Annotated in this window: 17 protein-coding genes and 1 pseudogene; 14 read left to right on the top strand and 4 right to left on the bottom strand. The window is 59.7% G+C overall.

Going from position 1 to position 18265, the window contains the following annotated elements; genetic code table 11:
• Positions 1-9: 9 nt before the first annotated feature.
• The 4 genes from ACR3E7_RS20715 to ACR3E7_RS20730 all read right to left on the bottom strand — a co-directional run bounded on the left by ACR3E7_RS20715 (position 10) and on the right by ACR3E7_RS20730 (position 3929).
• A complete protein-coding gene (locus ACR3E7_RS20715) occupies positions 10-819 on the bottom strand; it encodes an AAA family ATPase (RefSeq protein WP_480503893.1) in 810 nt (269 codons plus the stop codon).
• Positions 820-824: 5 nt separating this feature from the next.
• Positions 825-2192 carry a cbb3-type cytochrome c oxidase subunit I gene (locus tag ACR3E7_RS20720; protein WP_480503894.1) on the bottom strand — a complete coding sequence of 456 codons (1368 nt, stop codon included), beginning with the start codon at positions 2190-2192 and terminating at the stop codon, positions 825-827.
• A gap of 16 nt (positions 2193-2208) precedes the next feature.
• Positions 2209-2658 (bottom strand): c-type cytochrome, encoded by a 450-nt coding sequence (locus tag ACR3E7_RS20725; RefSeq protein WP_480503895.1) that lies wholly within the window; start codon positions 2656-2658, stop codon positions 2209-2211.
• An 89-nt stretch (positions 2659-2747) separates the two neighbouring features.
• A complete protein-coding gene (locus tag ACR3E7_RS20730) occupies positions 2748-3929 on the bottom strand; it encodes an NnrS family protein (RefSeq protein WP_480503896.1) in 1182 nt (393 codons plus the stop codon).
• 231 nt (positions 3930-4160) lie between these two features.
• Between ACR3E7_RS20730 and ACR3E7_RS20735 the strand changes: the two genes are divergently transcribed.
• From ACR3E7_RS20735 to ACR3E7_RS20800, 14 genes and pseudogenes are all read left to right on the top strand, one after another.
• Entirely contained in the window at positions 4161-5837 is a 1677-nt protein-coding gene (locus ACR3E7_RS20735) for a cytochrome D1 domain-containing protein (RefSeq protein WP_170771888.1), read from the top strand.
• A 125-nt stretch (positions 5838-5962) separates the two neighbouring features.
• Complete coding sequence (locus tag ACR3E7_RS20740) at positions 5963-7735, top strand: NapC/NirT family cytochrome c (protein WP_480503898.1); 1773 nt, start codon at positions 5963-5965, stop codon at positions 7733-7735.
• Between the two features lie 54 nt (positions 7736-7789).
• On the top strand, positions 7790-8191 hold the full coding sequence (locus tag ACR3E7_RS20745; RefSeq protein WP_480503899.1) for a cupredoxin domain-containing protein: 402 nt from the start codon (positions 7790-7792) through the stop codon (positions 8189-8191).
• Between the two features lie 189 nt (positions 8192-8380).
• The gene (gene cobA, locus ACR3E7_RS20750; RefSeq protein ID WP_170771884.1) at positions 8381-9142 is read left to right on the top strand and encodes a uroporphyrinogen-III C-methyltransferase; all 762 of its coding nucleotides are present in this window, start codon (positions 8381-8383) and stop codon (positions 9140-9142) included.
• Positions 9135-9509, top strand: coding sequence for a c-type cytochrome (locus tag ACR3E7_RS20755; protein ID WP_480503900.1), 375 nt, complete (start codon positions 9135-9137; stop codon positions 9507-9509). Before cobA ends, ACR3E7_RS20755 begins: the two co-directional genes overlap by 8 nt.
• Positions 9506-10651 carry a cytochrome D1 domain-containing protein gene (locus tag ACR3E7_RS20760; RefSeq protein ID WP_480503901.1) on the top strand — a complete coding sequence of 382 codons (1146 nt, stop codon included), beginning with the start codon at positions 9506-9508 and terminating at the stop codon, positions 10649-10651. The genes ACR3E7_RS20755 and ACR3E7_RS20760 overlap by 4 nt, the downstream gene beginning before the upstream one ends.
• A gap of 3 nt (positions 10652-10654) precedes the next feature.
• Positions 10655-11644, top strand: coding sequence for a siroheme decarboxylase subunit beta (ahbB, locus tag ACR3E7_RS20765; protein ID WP_480503902.1), 990 nt, complete (start codon positions 10655-10657; stop codon positions 11642-11644).
• The gene (locus tag ACR3E7_RS20770) at positions 11641-12090 is read left to right on the top strand and encodes an Lrp/AsnC family transcriptional regulator (protein WP_480503903.1); all 450 of its coding nucleotides are present in this window, start codon (positions 11641-11643) and stop codon (positions 12088-12090) included. Before ahbB (ACR3E7_RS20765) ends, ACR3E7_RS20770 begins: the two co-directional genes overlap by 4 nt.
• Positions 12087-12569 carry a siroheme decarboxylase subunit beta gene (ahbB, locus tag ACR3E7_RS20775; RefSeq protein WP_480503904.1) on the top strand — a complete coding sequence of 161 codons (483 nt, stop codon included), beginning with the start codon at positions 12087-12089 and terminating at the stop codon, positions 12567-12569. The genes ACR3E7_RS20770 and ahbB (ACR3E7_RS20775) overlap by 4 nt, the downstream gene beginning before the upstream one ends.
• 5 nt (positions 12570-12574) lie before the next feature.
• A complete protein-coding gene (gene nirJ / locus ACR3E7_RS20780; protein ID WP_480503905.1) occupies positions 12575-13789 on the top strand; it encodes a heme d1 biosynthesis radical SAM protein NirJ in 1215 nt (404 codons plus the stop codon).
• A pseudogene (locus ACR3E7_RS20785) lies at positions 13764-15316 on the top strand (cytochrome D1 domain-containing protein). Before nirJ ends, ACR3E7_RS20785 begins: the two are co-directional and overlap by 26 nt.
• Positions 15273-15536: a hypothetical protein gene (locus ACR3E7_RS20790; RefSeq protein ID WP_170783276.1), complete on the top strand. Its 264-nt coding sequence runs from the start codon at positions 15273-15275 to the stop codon at positions 15534-15536. Before ACR3E7_RS20785 ends, ACR3E7_RS20790 begins: the two are co-directional and overlap by 44 nt.
• Before the next feature lie 180 nt (positions 15537-15716).
• Complete coding sequence (locus ACR3E7_RS20795) at positions 15717-16091, top strand: hypothetical protein (protein ID WP_408015515.1); 375 nt, start codon at positions 15717-15719, stop codon at positions 16089-16091.
• Complete coding sequence (locus tag ACR3E7_RS20800; RefSeq protein ID WP_480503907.1) at positions 16082-18259, top strand: 4Fe-4S binding protein; 2178 nt, start codon at positions 16082-16084, stop codon at positions 18257-18259. Before ACR3E7_RS20795 ends, ACR3E7_RS20800 begins: the two co-directional genes overlap by 10 nt.
• Positions 18260-18265: the final 6 nt, after the last annotated feature.

Raw genomic sequence — 18265 nt, forward strand, 5'->3', positions numbered from 1 at the left:
CGGCCGGCCTCACCCAAAGACAGCCGTGACAAGATCGAGGAGCCCGCGTTTGATATCCTCGTCATCTGTCAGAGGTTCAACCATAGCGGCAAGGATGGCGCGGTCGGTGGACATGCCCTGTGCGATCAGTGTCGCGGCATAGACGACCAAACGGGTAGAAACGCCTTCCTCAAGGTCCTGACCCTTGAGTCCGCGTAGCTTGTTCGCCAGCCGGATCAGCGGCTTGCAGCGTTCCAGCGGCAGGCCACTTTCCTTGGCAACAACTTCGGCCTCCATTTCAGGCGACGGGAAGTCGAACTCCAGCGAGATAAACCGCTGCCGGGTCGAGGGTTTCAGGGTTTTCAGGATATTCTGGTATCCGGGGTTATATGATGCGACCAGCATGAAACCGGGCGCGGCCTCAAGCTCTTCGCCGGTGCGGTCGATCGGCAGGATGCGCCGGTCGTCGGTCAGCGGGTGCAGCACGACGGTGACGTCTTTACGGGCTTCGACCACCTCATCAAGGTAGCAGATCGCGCCTTCGCGCACCGCGCGGGTCAGGGGGCCGTCGACCCAGACGGTTTCACCGCCTTTCAGCAGATAGCGGCCGATCAGGTCGGCAGCGGCCAGATCGTCATGGCAGGCCACGGTATAAAGCGGGCGGCCAAGCCGAGCGGCCATATGGGCCACAAACCGGGTCTTGCCGCAGCCTGTCGGGCCTTTTAGAAGAACCGGCAGGTCGTTGTTGTAAGCGGCGCAGAACACATCGCATTCATCGCCTTGGGGCAGGTAGAAGGGGGCGTTTGCCGCCCCCTCACTCAGTTTAATGGAGCCGTCCATATCCATCACTCCGCAGGGGTTTCAGCTGCGCCGGGTTCAATCACCTCTTTCCGGGGGACCCATAGCGAGTAGATGAACAGCAGCGCGCCAAGGACAACGACCACACCAGACCCCAGACGCATCCAGTAGAAGATCGCAATCTGGTCCTGAACATCCATGAAGTAGTCTCCGACCACCCGCTGCATGTGTGTCTGGACGGTGCCACCGAAGGTCAGCACAAAGGTCATGAAGACCATGCCCGAGGACATCAGCCAGAACGATCCCATGTTCAGCACCTGATTATACGGATCGCGGTTTTTCAGGATCGGCATGGCATAGCTGAAGATCGCCAGGTTCAGGCAGACATAGGCGCCATAGAAGGCCAGGTGACCATGGGCCGCGGTGATCTGCGTGCCGTGGGTATAGTAGTTCACCCCGTGCAGCGTATGCAGGAAGCCCCAGACACCGGCACCAAAGAAGGCCAGCGTCGCACAGCCCAGCGACCACAGCAGAGCGGCCTTGTTGGGATGGTCCCGGCGGCCTTTCCAGACCATGACGAAGGCAAAGGCCATCATCGCAAAGAACGGGATCACTTCGAGGCTTGAGAAGATCGACCCGATCCACTGCCAGTAGGCAGGCGTACCGATCCAGTAATAGTGGTGCCCTGTGCCAAGGATGCCAGAGAACAGCGCCGCGGCGACGATGACATAGAGCCATTTCTCGACCACCTCACGGTCCACGCCTGTCAGCTTGAGCATCAGATAGGCCAGGATCGAGGCCATGATCAGCTCCCACACGCCTTCAACCCACAGGTGGACGACATACCACCAGTATTGCTTGTCGAGCGACAGGTTGCCGGGGTTATAAAAGGCAAACAGGAACAGCAGCGCCAGACCCCACAGACCCAACAAAAGGATGTTGGTGATCGCGGTCTTCTTACCCTTCAGAACGGTCATCGACACGTTGTAAAGGAAGATCAGCGCGGCAACGACGATGCCGGCCTTGACCCATTTGGGTTGTTCCAGGAACTCGCGTCCCTCTTTACCCAGCAGCCAGTTGCCTTCGAACAGGTTGAACGTATAGGTCAGCACCACGCCCAGTGTTCCGAGGATCAGGATCGCCAGTTGCGCGTAGGCCAGCGTGGGCGAATGAATTTCGCGTTCCGCCTCTTCGGGGATCAGAAAGTACGCCGCACCAAAGAAGCCGGTAATCAACCAGACGATTAGGGCATTGGTATGCAGCATACGCACGATGTTGAACGGCAACAGATCAGCCAGGAAGTTCGGAAACACATAGATCAGACCGGCCAGCAGGCCGCCGATCACCTGGATCGCGAACAGGCCCATTGCGAATGCGAAATACGCGTAGGCCACTTTTTGGGATTCATATTTCATTGTTCCGGTTCCCTTCTCAGCCCGCCTCGTTGGGCGGCCAGTCCTGAGCGTCAATATTGTCCGTCCAGATCAGGAAGTTCGCCAGATCGCGGATATCTTCGTCGCTGAGGTTGAAATTGGGCATTTGCCGGCGACCGGGAATGCCGGTCGGCTGCGCCTCCATCCAGCCCTTGAGGGACTCAAAGGCCGATTCCGGGTCGTCCAGCACGCCCCAACGGGTCATGACGTTGCCGACTTCGGGGGCATAGTATGCGCCCTCGCCCAGGATCGTATGACAGTTGATACAGGCGTGTTTTTCCCAGACATGTTTGCCCCGGACCACGCTTTCATCCAGCTTGGCGGTGTTTTCCGACCGCAGGATATACAGATGGGAATGGGCCGACAAAGCCAGAAAGATGAGGATAAAGAACAGGGACCCGCCGTAGAATATATTGCGAGCCATGCTCTTGGTCATGACTTCACGCATTGCGCTCTCCTTTGCGCAGATTAGCTAGTATGGGCAGAATGGAGATTGGGCAGGCCCGGCTCCTTAACGAAAGTCAAGCCTGTGGGATTTTACGCGGATCGGGCTGCGCGGGCGCCCGTCAACGCGGGCCACATCGCAAGCAGATACAGGGCAAAAGCCGCAACCCACAGCCCGTCCGACAGCAGCATCGCCACCAGATAGCCCGCGTTCAGATCGGTGCCGATCCAACGGGTCAGCGCGGCGACGGCCATCAGCCCGTAGGCCACCACCATCGGTCCCGGCGCGACCAAATCGCGCCCACTGTGACCCAGTGCGGCGCGACTCATGACGGCCAAGGTCATACCCCCAACACAGCCGATGCCTAATACGTGCAGCGCGGCGACCTCATTGCCCAGGCCAAGCCCGGCCAGACCCCATAGGATCAGACCCAGCGCCAACATGCCCAGCCCCAGATGCAGCGCCAAAAGGATCGGTTGGTGCAGGGTCCAGCGAGTGCGCCAGCGTGCCATGCGCAGAACCTGAACCCCACCCAGCAGCAGGGCCAACGCCGCGGCAACCCGACCTATGCCGAAGACCAACACGCTCAGCGGCAGGGTCAGCGCCAACACCATCCCCGCCCTGTCCAACGCCGCGACAGATACCGGCCACTCCGCCTCGGGAACAGCGGCACGTTTCATGGCGTTGCGAGTAAAAGCTGGCGTAATCCGTCCTCCTAAAATGGCGATCATCGCACACAAAGTCAGCAAACCTGCGCGCAGGCCGGTTTGCAGCGTGTTTTCCGTCACCCCCATCCATTCCAGATGCGTTAACAGATCCGCCACCCAGATGAAGACCAGCAACAGCAGAAAAATCATGTTTTGCGGCTTCGGCCGCCGCATCAGCTGAGTCGCGATCTTGGCCGCCAGTATCGGCAAAAAGGTCAGATCAACCGCCGCAACCAGAACCGGTGATATCATCCCTGAAAACCACATGGCCATCCGCCCTGCCAACCACATTGCGGCAGCCAATGTAATGAACCGCACGCGCGCGTCCGCCGCTCCTGTCCAGTTGGGAACTGCCGTCAGAAAAAACCCACCAAGCGCTGCGGTTGCATAGCCGAAAACCATCTCATGTGCATGCCACATTGGGGGCGTCATCCCGTAGTTCGGTGCCAGATAGGGCACGCTTAACCACAGACCCCAGACCAACCCGACAAATAGGCCGTAGAGCCCAGCAGACAGAAAGAAAACGCGAAACCCTTCCCCAAATACGCGGGTTATGATTGTGGGCATGGCTGCTCTCCTTGACGGTTTTGGTCATCCTATCAAGGCGCTCAACCGCACTGCTTAACCAAAGTCAAAACCCGGCAAACATGCCCGTAAGACTCAGATTTCACTGTCGGATTTTCTGGCTTTTTTCGCGGCTGACGACAAATTGCCTCGGCACTGTTGACTTTCGTCAAGGATCGCCGGTCGCCGATGTCTCAGGCTTGGACCTGCCTCACCAGCAAACGGAGAGTGATCATGTCACTTGGAATCAGCTACAATAAAACCGGTCGCGCCTTTGGGGTCGGTTTGGCGATGCTGCTGGGCAGCGTCGCTGCACCTGCCCTGGCAGAAGAGCCAACCCTGAGCAAAGAAGCCTTTGAATCCTCGAAACAGCTGTACTTTGAACGCTGCGCCGGTTGTCACGGCGTTTTGCGCAAAGGGGCAACAGGCAAAAGCCTTGAACCTGTGGTCGAGAAGAAAAATGACGATGGCACCGTCACCGTATCCGGTACCCTGAAACTGGGTCAGGAACGGCTTGAGAAGATCATCGCATGGGGTACCGAAGGTGGGATGAACAACTTCTCGGACGTCATGACCGAGGACGAAATCCGCGATATGGCGACCTACATCCAGATGGAGCCGCCCAAGCCGCCCGAGATGTCGCTGGAACAGATGATGGCGACCCGCAAGGTCTACGTGGAACCCGAAGATTACCCGACCGAGCCTCTGCATGGCCGCAACTGGGAAAACTTCTTTGTCGTCATTGAGCGTGACGTAGGCAAGGTGGCCGTGATCGACGGTGATACCAAGGAAGTGCTAGCGCATATCCCAACCGGCTATGCCGTGCACGTTCTGAAAGCGTCCGAGCACCATAAACTGGAAGAACCGGAAAATCCGGGCCGCTTCTGGTACACGATGGGCCGGGACGGCAAGATGACCAAGATCGACCTGTGGCAGAACCCTGAAAACATGCTCGTGGCCGAAGTCACCATTGGGTATGACGCCCGCGACGTGGCTGTTTCGGGTGACGGTAAATACGTCATCGGTGGGGCCTATTGGCCGCCGCACTTTGCAATCGTCGATGCCGAAACCATGGAGCCGAAAAAGGTTGTCTCAACGCGCGGTGTGAACGTGGACGGGGATTATGTGGAAGAAAGCCGTGTGGCCGCCATCTACACCACCCCGAACGAGCCCACATGGATTGTCGCCGTCAAGGAACTCGGCCAGCTCTGGCAGGTGGACTACACCGACCTGGACAACCTGCGGATCGACAAGATCGACAGCGCCAAGTTCCTGCATGATGGGTTCTTCGACCCAACCGGTCGCTACTTCCAGATCGCCGCAAACGCGTCGAACAAAATGGTTGTCGTCGATACCCAGACTCACAAGCTGGAAGCACTGATCGACACTGCGCCGCTGCCGCACCCCGGCCCTGGTGCAAACTGGGATGACCCGAATTGCGGTCCTGTTGCAGGCACAACCCACCTGGGTGAAGGCACGGTCACCGTTTGGGGTAACGACCCCGAAGGTCACCCCGATCAGGCATGGCAGACTTGCTATGAAGTTGAAACCGATGGACCCGGTCTGTTCATCCGGACCCACCCGGAATCAGACTATATCTGGGCCGACCAGACCAAACACCCCGAGCCTGAAATTCAGCAATCGGTGCAGGTCATCGACAAGGCCACCGGTGAGATCGTGAAAACAATCCAGATCACCGAAGAGGAAGGCAATGTCGCCGTCCACTTCGAGTTCAACCAGGACGGCTCCGAGGTCTGGGTTTCCAAGTGGAACCGCTCGACCTCGAAAGAGCCTAACGGTGAGATCGTGATCTTCGACGCCAAAACGCTGGAAGAGAAAGCGCGCGTGAAAGGTCTGTTCGCGCCAACTGGCAAGTTCAACGTCTACAACCGGTCGAACCACGTCACCTGACGGGTTCAGCACCAAACACCGGAAAGGGCGGGCCCCTCGCCCGCCCTTTCTTCGTTTGACTTCTCATCAAAATCCACAGGCCTGACACCCAGGGCCAGAAAAGAAAGCCATAACGGAGACTGGATATGACCTCCGAACCGGAAAAGAAAAAACCAATCTGGCGCCGGTATTTCCTGTGGGGAATGCCCGTGGCTGGAATCGCCGCGGCCTTTGTCGGCGGCATCATCTTCTGGGGCGGGTTCAACACCGCCATGGAAGCGACCAACACCAAGGAATTCTGCGTCTCGTGCCACGAGATGCGCGATTTCGTTTACGAAGAATACACCGGAACGATCCACGACGTGAACCGTTCAGGCGTCGGCGCCGTCTGTTCCGATTGCCACGTGCCGAAGGACTGGACGCACAAGATCATCCGCAAGATCAAGGCGTCTAAAGAGCTGTATGGCAAGATGGTCGGTACCATCAACACGCGCGAGAAATTCGAAGCCAAGCGCGTGCACCTGGCGATGAACGAGTGGGAACGGATGAAGGCCACAGACTCGCGCGAATGCCGTAACTGCCATGATTTCGAATCCATGATGCCCGAGTTCCAGAAACCCCGCGCACGGCAGCAGCACTTGAACGCGATGACCGTCGGTCAGACTTGTATCGACTGCCACAAGGGGATTGCCCACTCGGATGCCCGTGATCGGGCGGACGAGGAGTATCTGGAAGAACTCGAAGCCCCGAACCCGGCCTTTATCCGCGAGATTCCGGCCGAATATCTGGCCAGTCTGGAACGGATCGAAGCCAAAGAGGCCGCAGAGGCCGAGGCTGAAAAAGCTGCACGTGTTGCGCAGCAAGAGGCTATCCAGGCGCAGATCGCGGCGGCTGTTGATGCTGCTCTGGCCGAACAGCAAGCCGGCAGCGACGAAACAGCCTCGGCAGGCGGCAGCGATGTTGGCACGAATATCGACTGGAATGCGGTGGCTGGTGCGGACATGAAACTGTTCTACCCCGGCCAGGCCTCGTTCGAATGGGTGCAGAATGGTCGATCTCATGGGGGCGCACGGCCTTTGACCAAGGGCGGCGACAAATGCACGACCTGTCACGCCGCCGAGCTGGACGCGATCGGCAACAAGATTGTTGCCGGGGGAGAGCTTGAACCGACACCGATCCCCGGAAAACGCGGTGTGATCGACGCAACCGTGCAGGCGGCCCATGATGATGAGAACCTCTATATCCGCCTGCAATGGCCGGATGCGGGCCACAGCCCTGCCCCGTTCGTGGATGGTGGCAAGATGGACCCCGACAACCAGATCAAGGTGGCCATGATGATCACCGGCACCGGTATCGAAATGGGCGATCAGGTGGGTTGCTGGGCCTCGTGCCACGCGGACAACACCTATATGCCCTTTGATCCGGGCGCCGAGGAGATTGCAGCAAATGCGGATGTCTCGGGCCGTCTGGCCGCTCAGGACACAGTGACTAAGTATATCAGTGAAAGCCGGACCGAGATCGACACCAAAGGCCGCCGGGGCAAGCCTCTGGGTGGTTGGGACAAGCTGCACGCGGCTGAACAGATCGAGCAATATCTGGCTGATGGCACCTATCTGGACCTGATGCGCGTCTATGCCGATGGCAGCGCCACCAACGGCTATCTGTTGGAACAGCGCGTGGTCAATGACGGCGAGATTGCCGCCTCGGCCAGCCTGGACGGCGGAATGTGGACGGTGGTCTTTGCCCGTCCGCTGAACTCGGGCGCACCGGGGGATGTGCCACTGGACGCAGGCAAAACCTACACCGTCGGTTTTGCAATCCACGATGATTTTGCCGCCGCCCGGTTCCACCACGTGACACTGGATACCAGTCTGGCGCTGGACGACGACAGCGCGTTCATCAACGTGGTTAAACAGTAAACGACAGGGGCCGGACGATCCGGCCCCTTCCCCAAAGAAGAGGAGATTTGGACGATGAAATCCCAACACCTTCTTCCCGTCCTGCTGCTTCTGGCTGCGCCCGCGTGGGCGGATGACACTGCCGAACTCTGCGCCGAAGCCGAAGACCGCTATGTCGAGCTGTTCGGCCAGCCCTCATCCGCGGTCGAGGATGCCGAGGTGGTGTTGATGTACAAATACACCTTCTGCCCGGTCGACCTGACGGTCAAACCCGGGACCACTGTGCGCTGGGTCAATGTGGACAAGCGCACCAGCCATTCGGTGTTGCTGAAAGATGGCAGCGAGCCCGAAAGCGACCGGCTTTTCCCCGAGGAATCGGTTGATCTGACCTTCCTCACCCCCGGCCCGCAGGACTACCTGTGCGGACCGCATTGGGAGACACAGAACATGATCGGAATGATCACCGTCGAACCCTGAGCCGAGGCAACCATGCAGGCAGAACAAAGGAGCGCGGGCGCAAATCCCGCGCTCCTTAACTTTAGTCAAGGCAAGACGGCCGAAAATGCGGGAACCTTGGGGCAAGACACGCCCGGCCTGCCCAGCAACGTCCCATACACGCAGCGCGATTCCGGGTCCCGACTACATTCAGATCAAGCGAGTTTGCACATGAGCGGTAAGGTTTTTCTGATTGGCGCAGGCCCCGGCGACCCCGAGCTGATGACTCTGCGTGCGCTGCGGATGCTGAAGGAAGCGGATGTGGTTGTGTACGACCGTCTTGTTTCGGCCGATATTTTGAACCTGCACGCGGATGGCGCGCGGTTAGTTCCCGTGGGTAAGGCGCCCAAATGCCATACGGTGCCGCAAGATCGGATCAATGAAATCCTCGTCGACGAAGCCCGCGCCGGTCACACAGTCGCGCGCCTTAAGGGCGGCGATCCCATGATCTTTGGCCGTGGCTCTGAAGAGGCCGCCTATCTGATGGACCGTGGCATTCCTGTCGAATACGCGCCGGGGATTACGGCGGCGCAGGGGGCATCGTGCTCCACTGGCGTGCCGCTTACCCATCGCGGGATTGCTACGTCGGTGCAATATGTCACCGGGCACCGGCAGGCCGACAAGGTGCTGGATCTTGACTGGAAACGGCTGGCCGACCCGGACTCGACATTGGTTGTTTATATGGGCGTCGCCAATATCGGCCAGATCGCCATAGGCCTAATGACCGAGAACCTGCCCGGATCAACCCCGGTTCTGGCTGTCGGCAAAGCAACGACCCCGAATGAGCGCCGCATGGTGTCCCGGCTGGATCGGTTGGCGGCGGATGTGCGCGAGGCTGATCTGAAAGCGCCTACGCTGTTCATCATCGGCAAAGTGGTTTCGCTTTATGCCGAAAAGCCTTTGGCGGAGCTGTTGGAGCAAGCACATGGCTAGTCTCGCCCATCGCCGACCAGGGTTTCGCGAGGTCGCGACGACCCGCAGTGCAGGCTGGACCGCGCGCGCCGCTCTGACAACCGCCGTGCTTGTGGCCACAACCGCCTTTGCCGCCGACACGCCGGACCCCAACGCCCTGAAACGGCTGGTCCACCAAGATTGCGGCTCGTGCCACGGGCTGTCGCTAAAAGGTGGACTTGGGCCCGATCTCCGACCTCAAAATCTTGAACACTATGACGCCGAAATTCTGACAGGCGTGATCCTTGACGGCATCCCAGACACCGCAATGCCCCCATGGCGACCCTTGATCAGTGAAGAAGAAGCCGAATGGATCGCCCGTTACCTGTTGCAACAGGAGACCCAATGAAACACCTCATCCTCACCCTTGCCGCGACCCTCTTGATGACCACGGCGCAGGCCGAACCCACAGCCACCGGAGATCTGGGCCTTGTGATCGAACGGGCCAAGGGCTCGGTCCTGCTGGTCGATCAATCCGACCGCGCCGCGCTGGCCCGGATCGAAGGGCTGGGCGATTTGTCCCATGCCTCATTGGTCTATTCGCCCGACGAACGCTTTGCCTATGTGTTCGGGCGTGACGGAGGGCTGACCAAAGTCGACATCGTCATCCGCCAGATCGTGAACCGCGTGGTGCAGGCGGGCAACGCCATCGGAGGTGCGATTTCGGACGATGGCAAGCTGGTCGCCGTCTCAAACTATGAACCCGGCGGCGTGCGCGTCTTCGATGCGGATACGCTGGACATGGTCGCCGACATCCCCACCGACAGCAAAACCATCGGTCTGGTCGACGCGCCAGGCCGCCGGTTCGTGTTCACCATGTGGGACACGGGCGAGACCTGGATTGCCGATTTCTCCAAGGGTGACCCGGCGATCACCAAGATCCCCAACATGGGCAAAAACCCCTATGACGCGCTGATCACCGCCAATGGTCGCACCTATATCACCGGCCTGTTTGGCGAGGACGGTCTGACTGCGCTGGACTTGTGGGCCGAGACGCCCGAACCCATCCGCGTGCTGCCCAATTACGGACGCGGGCAAGAGGAAATGCCAGTTTACAAGATGCCTCATCTGGAAGGTTGGGCGCTGTCGGGCCGCGAATTCGTGCTGCCCGCCGTGGGTCATCACGAGGTACTGTGGATCGACGCCGACACCCTGACCGAGACCGGTCGCACACAGACGCACGGCCAACCGGTTTTTGCCATGGCACGTCCTGACGGGCGGCAGGTCTGGGTGAACTTTGCCCACCCGCTGAACGACACGGTTCAGGTGATCGACAGCGTCAGCAAAGAGATCATCCACGAATTCAAACCAGGACCCGCCGTGCTGCATATGGAATTCACTCCGCGCGGACATGAGGTCTGGATCAGCGTGCGCGATGCCAACAAGGTCATGGTCTACGACACGCAAAGCTTCGAGAAACTACGCGAGATCGAGGCCGACAGCCCCTCCGGCATCTTCTTCACCGCACGTGCGCACAAAACGGGGCTGTAGCCGATGAAACATATCACCGACCCGATTGATCGCCGCCTGCTGGATGAGTTTCAACGCGATTTTCCTGTCACGGAACGTCCGTTTCAGGTTTTGGCAGATACTCTGGGTCTAGAAGAATCTGAAGTTCTGGATCGTCTGGAACGGATGCGTAAAACCGGACGGATCACGCGGGTTGGAGCGACAATTGCGCCGGGCGCAGTTTCGGCCAGCACCTTGGCAGCCGTCGCCGTGCCAGAGAGCCGTTTAGAAGAGGTGGCCGCGCTGATCGACGCGGAACCCGGCGTGAACCACAACTACCAGCGCGAGGATGAGTGGAACCTGTGGTTTGTGGCCACTGGCCCAGACCGCGCGCATGTAGACGAGACGCTGGCACGGATTTCCCGGCGCACCGGGTTGTGCGTTCTGGACCTGCGGTTGGTACGCCCGTTCAACGTCGATCTAGGCTTCCGCATGTCCGGCGCGGAGCGCCAAGTGCCCAGCCCGCGCCACGTTGACTGCTCCGTCATGCTGGATGGCGACCGCTCTGTGTTGCAAGCGCTCAGTTCCGGTTTGCCTTTGGTGACCGAACCCTATGCGTTGCTGGCGCACGCGCTGGGATGCAATCCCGCGCAGGTCATGAACCGGATCAGAGTTCTGCACGCGGCTGGTATCATTTCCCGGCTGGGCGTCATCGTGCGCCACCGCGCACTTGGCTGGTCCGCCAATGCGATGGTGGTCTGGAACATGCCCGCCGAACGGGTCGAAGCAGCAGGGCCCGCATTGGCCGCCCATCCCGGTGTGACCTTGTGCTACGAGCGCAACCCGGTCGAAGGCGTCTGGCCCTATCGTCTTTATTCCATGATCCACGCACGTTCGCGCACCGAAGCTCTGGACATTCTGGCCGGGGCTTCAGCGTTACCCGAACTGTCGGGAACCAAGCACAAAGTTCTGTTCTCAACCCGTTGTTTCAAACAGACCGGCGCATTGATCCAAGCCAAAGAGGTGGCCGCATGATGCTGGATGACACCGACCGCGCGATCCTGAACCGGATGCAGGATGACTTGCCGCTGACCTCGCACCCCTATGCGGCGATTTCTGATGAGTTGGGGATCGAGGAATCCGACCTTCTGAGTCGGTTGAGCCGCATGAAAGAGGATCGCGTCATAACCCGATTCGGCCCTTTCTTTGACGCGGCCGCAATGGGTGGTGCCTTTTGCCTCTGCGCCATGGCCGTGCCACCGCAGGAATTCGAAACCGTCCTGACCAAAGTCAATGCACATCCAGAGGTGGCGCACAATTATGAGCGCACACACCGGCTGAACATGTGGTTCGTTCTTGCGACCGAGACGCCCGAGGGGATCGCAACGGCAGCCGAGACCATTGAACGGGATACCGGGATCACAGTCCTGCAATTTCCCAAACTTCAGGAATTTTTCATCGGCTTCCGGGTAGCAGCATGATTGACGTAAAAGACCGAGAGATTATCGAAGCGCTGCAAGGCGGTTTGCCTTTGGTTCCCGCTCCTTATAGGCAAGTTGCCGACAATTTAGGGTTGGACGAAGACGATCTTCTGTTCCGCCTGGCCGATATGAAATCGCGTGGCGTGATCCGGCGCATTGCGGCGGCGCCCAATCACTACAAGTTGGGCATGACATCGAACGGGATGACCGTCTGGGATGTCGCGGATACGCGAGTTGCCGAACTGGGCCCGCAGATCGGACTGCTGCCTTTTGTGACCCATTGCTATGAACGCCCCCGCGCCCTGCCCGACTGGCCCTATAACCTGTTCGCCATGGTCCATGGATCGGACCCGATCGAGGTCGAGGAAAAGCGCGCGGAGATTGCCGCCATCCTGGGTGATGCCTGCCGGGCGCAGGATATCCTCTATTCCACGCGCATCCTGAAAAAGACTGGACTGCGTCTGAAACAGAAAGGCTGAGGACCATGTTCCGCCTGACCGAATACATGCATCAACTGGTCGCCCCGATCCCGGTACGCCCGCGTCGCCCCGGCCCGGTGAAGCCTGTGGTGATCTGGAACCTAACCCGGCGCTGCAATCTGAAATGCCGCCATTGTTATACCGTCTCGGCGGATGTGGCCTTCCCTGGCGAGCTCAGTCACGAGCAAGCCATGGTCACCCTTGAGGATCTGGGCCAGTTTCGCGTCCCGGCCCTGATCCTCTCGGGTGGTGAGCCGCTGGATCGGTTCGATTTCTTCGACATCTCCAAACGCGCCCGCGATCTGGTGCCGATGCTGGCCCTGTCCACAAATGGCACGCGGATTTACGATGAGACCGCCGACATGATCGCCGATGTGGGGTTCAACTATGTGGGCATCTCGCTGGACGGGATCGGGGCCACGAATGACTGGTTCCGCGGCGTTGAAGGTGCCTTTGCCGACGCCCTGCGCGGTGTGCGCGAATGCAAAAAGCGCGGCATCAAGGTGGGTCTGCGCTTCTGCCTGACCGAGGGCACCCAGCACCATCTGCCCGATCTGCTGCAACTGTGCGACGACGAAGGTGTGGACAAGTTCTATCTGTCCCATCTGGTCTATGCCGGGCGTGGCGACAAGAACCGGGGCGAAGATGCCGAACATCTGCGCACCCGCAAAGGGCTGGATCTGCTGCTGGAGCGCGCGTGGGAGGCGGCGTCTGGCGGGCGTCCGCTGGATATCGTCACCGGCAATAACGACGCTGATGCGGGTTACTTCCTGAATTGGGTGCGCGCGCGGTTCGACGCGGACAAGGCCGCCCATGTGCGGGATCATCTGGCGGCCTGGGGCGGAAACTCCAGCGGGTTGGGCGTGGCCAATATCGACAATCTGGGCCGCGTGCATCCGGACACCTATTGGTCCGATTACACGGTCGGAAATGTGAAAACCAAACCGTTTTCCGAGCTGTGGACCAGCAATGATCCGATGCTCGCCATGTTACGCACCCGCCCGCGTCCGCTGAAGGGACGCTGCGGGGCATGCACGTTGAAGGACGTCTGTGGTGGCAATACTCGTATCCGGGCTTTGCAACTGACCGGCGATCCCTGGGCCGAAGATCCGGCCTGTTACCTGAGCAATCAAGAAATCGGCGTCGAAGAAGCGGTAGAGCGGCTGCAAGTGACGCCATTCCGGGGGAAACGATATGATCCGGCGCATCAATTCTTCTGACACTCTGAAAATCAGCGCGCTGTGCGCCCTGCTACTTGCGGGCACCTCATGGGCTGACGCGCCTTCGGATTACGCGGAATACTGCGCCTCGTGCCATGGCGAGAGCCGCTTGGGCGGCGTTGGCCCGGCGCTGATCCCCGAGACGTTGAAACGGATGCGCGGCCCCCGCGTGGCTGCCGTGATTGCCGAAGGACGCACGGCCACTCAGATGCCTGCCTTTGCCCATGAGCTGGATGCGTTGCAGATCGAAGAATTGGCGGGTTGGTTGAAATCCCCGTTGGAAACGGACCCTGAATGGGGTGAAACCGATATCATGGCCAGCCGTACGCTGGACGATGACTATGTGCCTGTCGATGCGCCGATCTGGGACAGTGACCCGATGAACATCACGCTGGCGGTTGAGACCGGAGACCACCATGTCAGCGTGCTGGACGGCGACACGTTCGAGGTTCTGGACCGGTTTGAGACGCCGTTTGCCGTGCATGGCGGGCCGAAATTCAGCCCCGATGGGCGCTATGTGTTCATCATGTCCCGCGATGGCTGGGTGCAGAAATACGACATCTGGGCGCTGAAACAGGTGGGGCGCGTGCGCGCGGGCCTGAACAGCCGCAACATTGCAATGTCAGGCGATGGCAAATGGGTAGCCGTGGCGAACTATCTGCCCAATTCGTTGACGTTGCTATCGACCGAGAATCTTTCGGTGGCGTCGGTTATCGAAGTGAAAAGCAAAAGGGTGTGCCCAGCCGAGTCTCGGCCGTGTATCAGGCGCCGCCGCGTGAAAGCTTTGTGCTGGCGCTGAAAGACGTGCCCGAAATTTGGGAGGTCTTCTACGGTGCCAACCCGCCGCAATTCGGGCTGGGCCATGATTTCCGCATCGAGGGCCAGTTCAAAAATCCTGACCCGTTCCCGGTGCGCAAGATCACCACGCCGGATTATCTGGACGATTTCTTTTTCGACCAGAGCTATGAATACGTTATGGGCGCGTCGCGCGATGGCAAGGGCGGACAGGTGATTGATCTGGTAATCGGGCACAAGGTGGCTGATCTGGACCTGCCGGGAATGCCGCATCTGGGATCGGGCATCACATGGCAGCATGGCGACACAACCGTTATGGCCACACCGCATCTTACCGATGGCACGGTGTCAGTGATCGACATGAAAAGCTGGGAGACCGTCAAACGGATCAAGACCGAAGGGCCGGGGTTTTTCATGCGCAGCCATGAGAACTCGCCTTACGTCTGGGCCGATGTGTTCTTTGGCCCTAACAAGGATGTCATGCATGTAATCGACAAGCAGAGCCTTGAGATCGTGAAGACCCTGCGCCCTGCCCCTGGCAAGACCGTGGCGCATGTGGAGTTCACCAAGGATGGCAGCCACGCGCTGGTGTCGATCTGGGAGGATGATGGCGCAGTGATCGTCTATGATGCGCAGACGCTGGAAGAGGTCCGCCGCCTGCCGATGCGCAAACCGTCTGGAAAATACAATGTCTGGAACAAAATCACCTTCTCGGAAGGCACCAGCCACTGACGGGCGCTGGCCGGTCTGGAAACTGTCCATCCTGCTTTACCCGGCCACGGCTTTGACCGTGGCCATCAACCTGTTTTTGGCTGGGTTGATCGCGCATACCCTTGGTTTTGCGGTCATTCCCCCGGTGACAGCGCTGATCTGGTCAGTGCCGTTGGGCGTGCCTGCAAGTTGGCTGGCGGGTCGTTGGCTGCGTGGGCTGATGGATGAGGCCGACGGCTAAGTCGCGAAAACCTTCGCACCTAACAGAAGTCAAGTATCGGTCCGAGAGATTCCCTAGAACTCTGGAAAAGAATACCGAGTTGGATTCTCTATGCCCGCCTCTAACCCTCTGCACAACCTCCCTGTTCGCGCGTCCCGCGTGGCTTGTGCATGGGCGGGCACCCTTCTTCTGCTGTTGCAAATGCTTGGCCCGGTTCTGGCGAGTCCCGGTCAAAGCATATGGGTGGAGATCTGCTCGGAGGCGGGGGCGGTTTGGGTTCAGGTGGACCTTGAGGAGGAGACCGATGACCCGACCGCGCCCTGCCCGAAATGCGCCGATTGCACCTTGTGTGCCGTCACCACGCTGGCGCAGTTGCCCGATCAGCCTCATCTGGTCCTATCCCAGAAGGCCGGCCTCGCCCTGTACCGGTGCGCCGATCAGAACCAACCCCATGATCAGGCCCGCTTGTGGCCTGAAACCCGAGGGCCCCCGCACGCAAACCTAAAAACAACTGAACGCGCCCCGCGCGCTTCCATGGCGTCTACTCAAAGTATCGGAGGTGCGCCATGGTCGTAAGTCGCGCATTCCAAGCCCTGCTGGCCTTCACCCTGTCCTGCCTGATGGCGATCAGCGCCCATGCCGACAGCCTCGCCAGCTTTCTGCCCGAGATTGAGCCTGCCGATCTGGTGCCTGGTGCCGATGCCTTTGGCCCGGTGCGCGAGGACGTCATGGTTGCCCCCGTTCTGAAAGGAGGCGAGACGGTGGCCTGGGCGTTCCTAACATCCGATTTCGTGGGCACCACCGGATATTCCGGCAAGCCGATCCACGTGGTTGCTGCCATCAATGACGAGGCGGTGTTGACCGGGGTGCAACTGGTCAAACACTCGGAACCGATCGTGCTGATCGGCATTCCCAATGCGCACATGGTTGAGCTGACCGAAGGCTATGCCGGGCTGGACCTGAAGGTTGAGGCCGAGACGGGCGGTGAGGGGCATGACCTTGATATTATCTCGGGCGCGACCGTCACGATCATGGTGATCGACGACAGCCTTGTGCGTGGTGGCATCAAGGTGGCGCGCGCGTTGGGGTTGGGCGGATTGGCACCGGCGCAGGCCGACGGGCCCAAGCGCGAGGTCGATATGGCGCAGGACGCCATCTATGACTGGACGACACTGTCGGGGGACGGGTCAATCCGGCGACTGACGCTGGATATCGGGCAGGTCAATGCCGCGTTTGAGGCGACGGGCGATCAGCGCGCGATCAAACGCCCCGAACCCGGTGAACCCGATGACACCTATATCGACATGCATTTGGCACTGGTCTCGGTGCCGTCGATCGGCAAGTCGCTGCTGGGCGAGGCCGAATATCAGAACATGGTCGACTGGCTGGACGAGGGCGAGCAGGCCATTCTTGTGCTGGGACGTGGGGCTTACAGCTTTAAGGGTTCGGGCTATGTCCGGGGCGGGATTTTCGACCGGATTCAGCTGATCCAGGGCGACAATTCGGTGCGGTTCTTTGACAAGCAACAACGCCGTCTGGGCGAAGTTGCAGCTCCCGATGCCCCAAGCTTTACGGAACTGGACATCTTCAAAATCCCCGCCGATGCCGAGTTTGATCCGGCCGAGCCCTTCCGCCTGCAACTGCTGGCGCAGCGGGCCGTGGGTGCGGTCGAGAAAACATTCCTGACCTTTGATCTGGGCTACAAATTGCCCGAATACTATCTGCTGCCCGTTGCGGCCCCTGCGGTTGTCGATGACGCCAGCGGTGAGGCTGCGGCAAAGGCTGCGCTGTGGCAGCGCATCTGGAAAGACCGCGTGGTTGAGATTGTGATCCTCAGCGCGATGCTGCTGGTGCTGACGGCGACCTTCTTCTTCCAGTTCCACGCCACCATGAATGCACGCGTGTTCTACTGGTTCCGCATCGGTTTCCTGACCATGACGCTGTTCTTCATCGGCTGGTACGCCAACGCGCAGCTGAGCGTGGTGAACCTTATGGCGCTGGCGGGCAGTCTGCGCACGGGGTTCTCGTGGGATGCCTTCCTGCTGGACCCGCTGGTGTTCATCCAGTGGTTCGCCGTCGCCGCCGCGCTGCTGTTTTGGGGACGCGGGGCCTATTGCGGCTGGCTGTGCCCGTTCGGTGCACTGCAAGAGCTGACCAACAAGATCGCGCGGACCTTCAAGGTGCCGCAATGGATCTTGCCTTGGGGTCTGAACGAACGGCTCTGGCCAGCAAAATACATAATCTTCCTAGTGCTGTTCGGGATCAGCTTTGTCTCGATCCCGCTGGCCGAAACCTATGCCGAGGTCGAGCCGTTCAAGACCGCGATCATCCTGAAATTCATGCGAGACTGGCCTTTCGTGGTCTTTGCGCTGGCCTTGCTGGGGATCGGGCTGTTCATCGAACGGTTCTACTGCCGCTATCTGTGCCCGTTGGGCGGTGCGCTGGCGATCCCGGCCCGTATTCGCATGTTCGACTGGCTGCGCCGCTACAAGGATTGCGGCACCCCCTGTCAAACCTGCGCCAATGAATGCCCCGTTCAGGCAATCCACCCCACCGGTGAGATTAACCCTAACGAGTGCGTCACCTGCCTGCATTGTCAGGTGCTCTATCAGTCCGAGGACAAATGCCCCGTCGTTATCCGCCAGTTGAAACGGCGGGCCAAGACAGGGTCGGTGCAGATGAAGACTCCACTCGGACAACCACCGGCGAACCATCCGAACGCCAAACCGCAAACCATTTCTTGATTGGAG

It is taken from the genome of Ruegeria sp. BK1 (assembly GCF_056535645.1).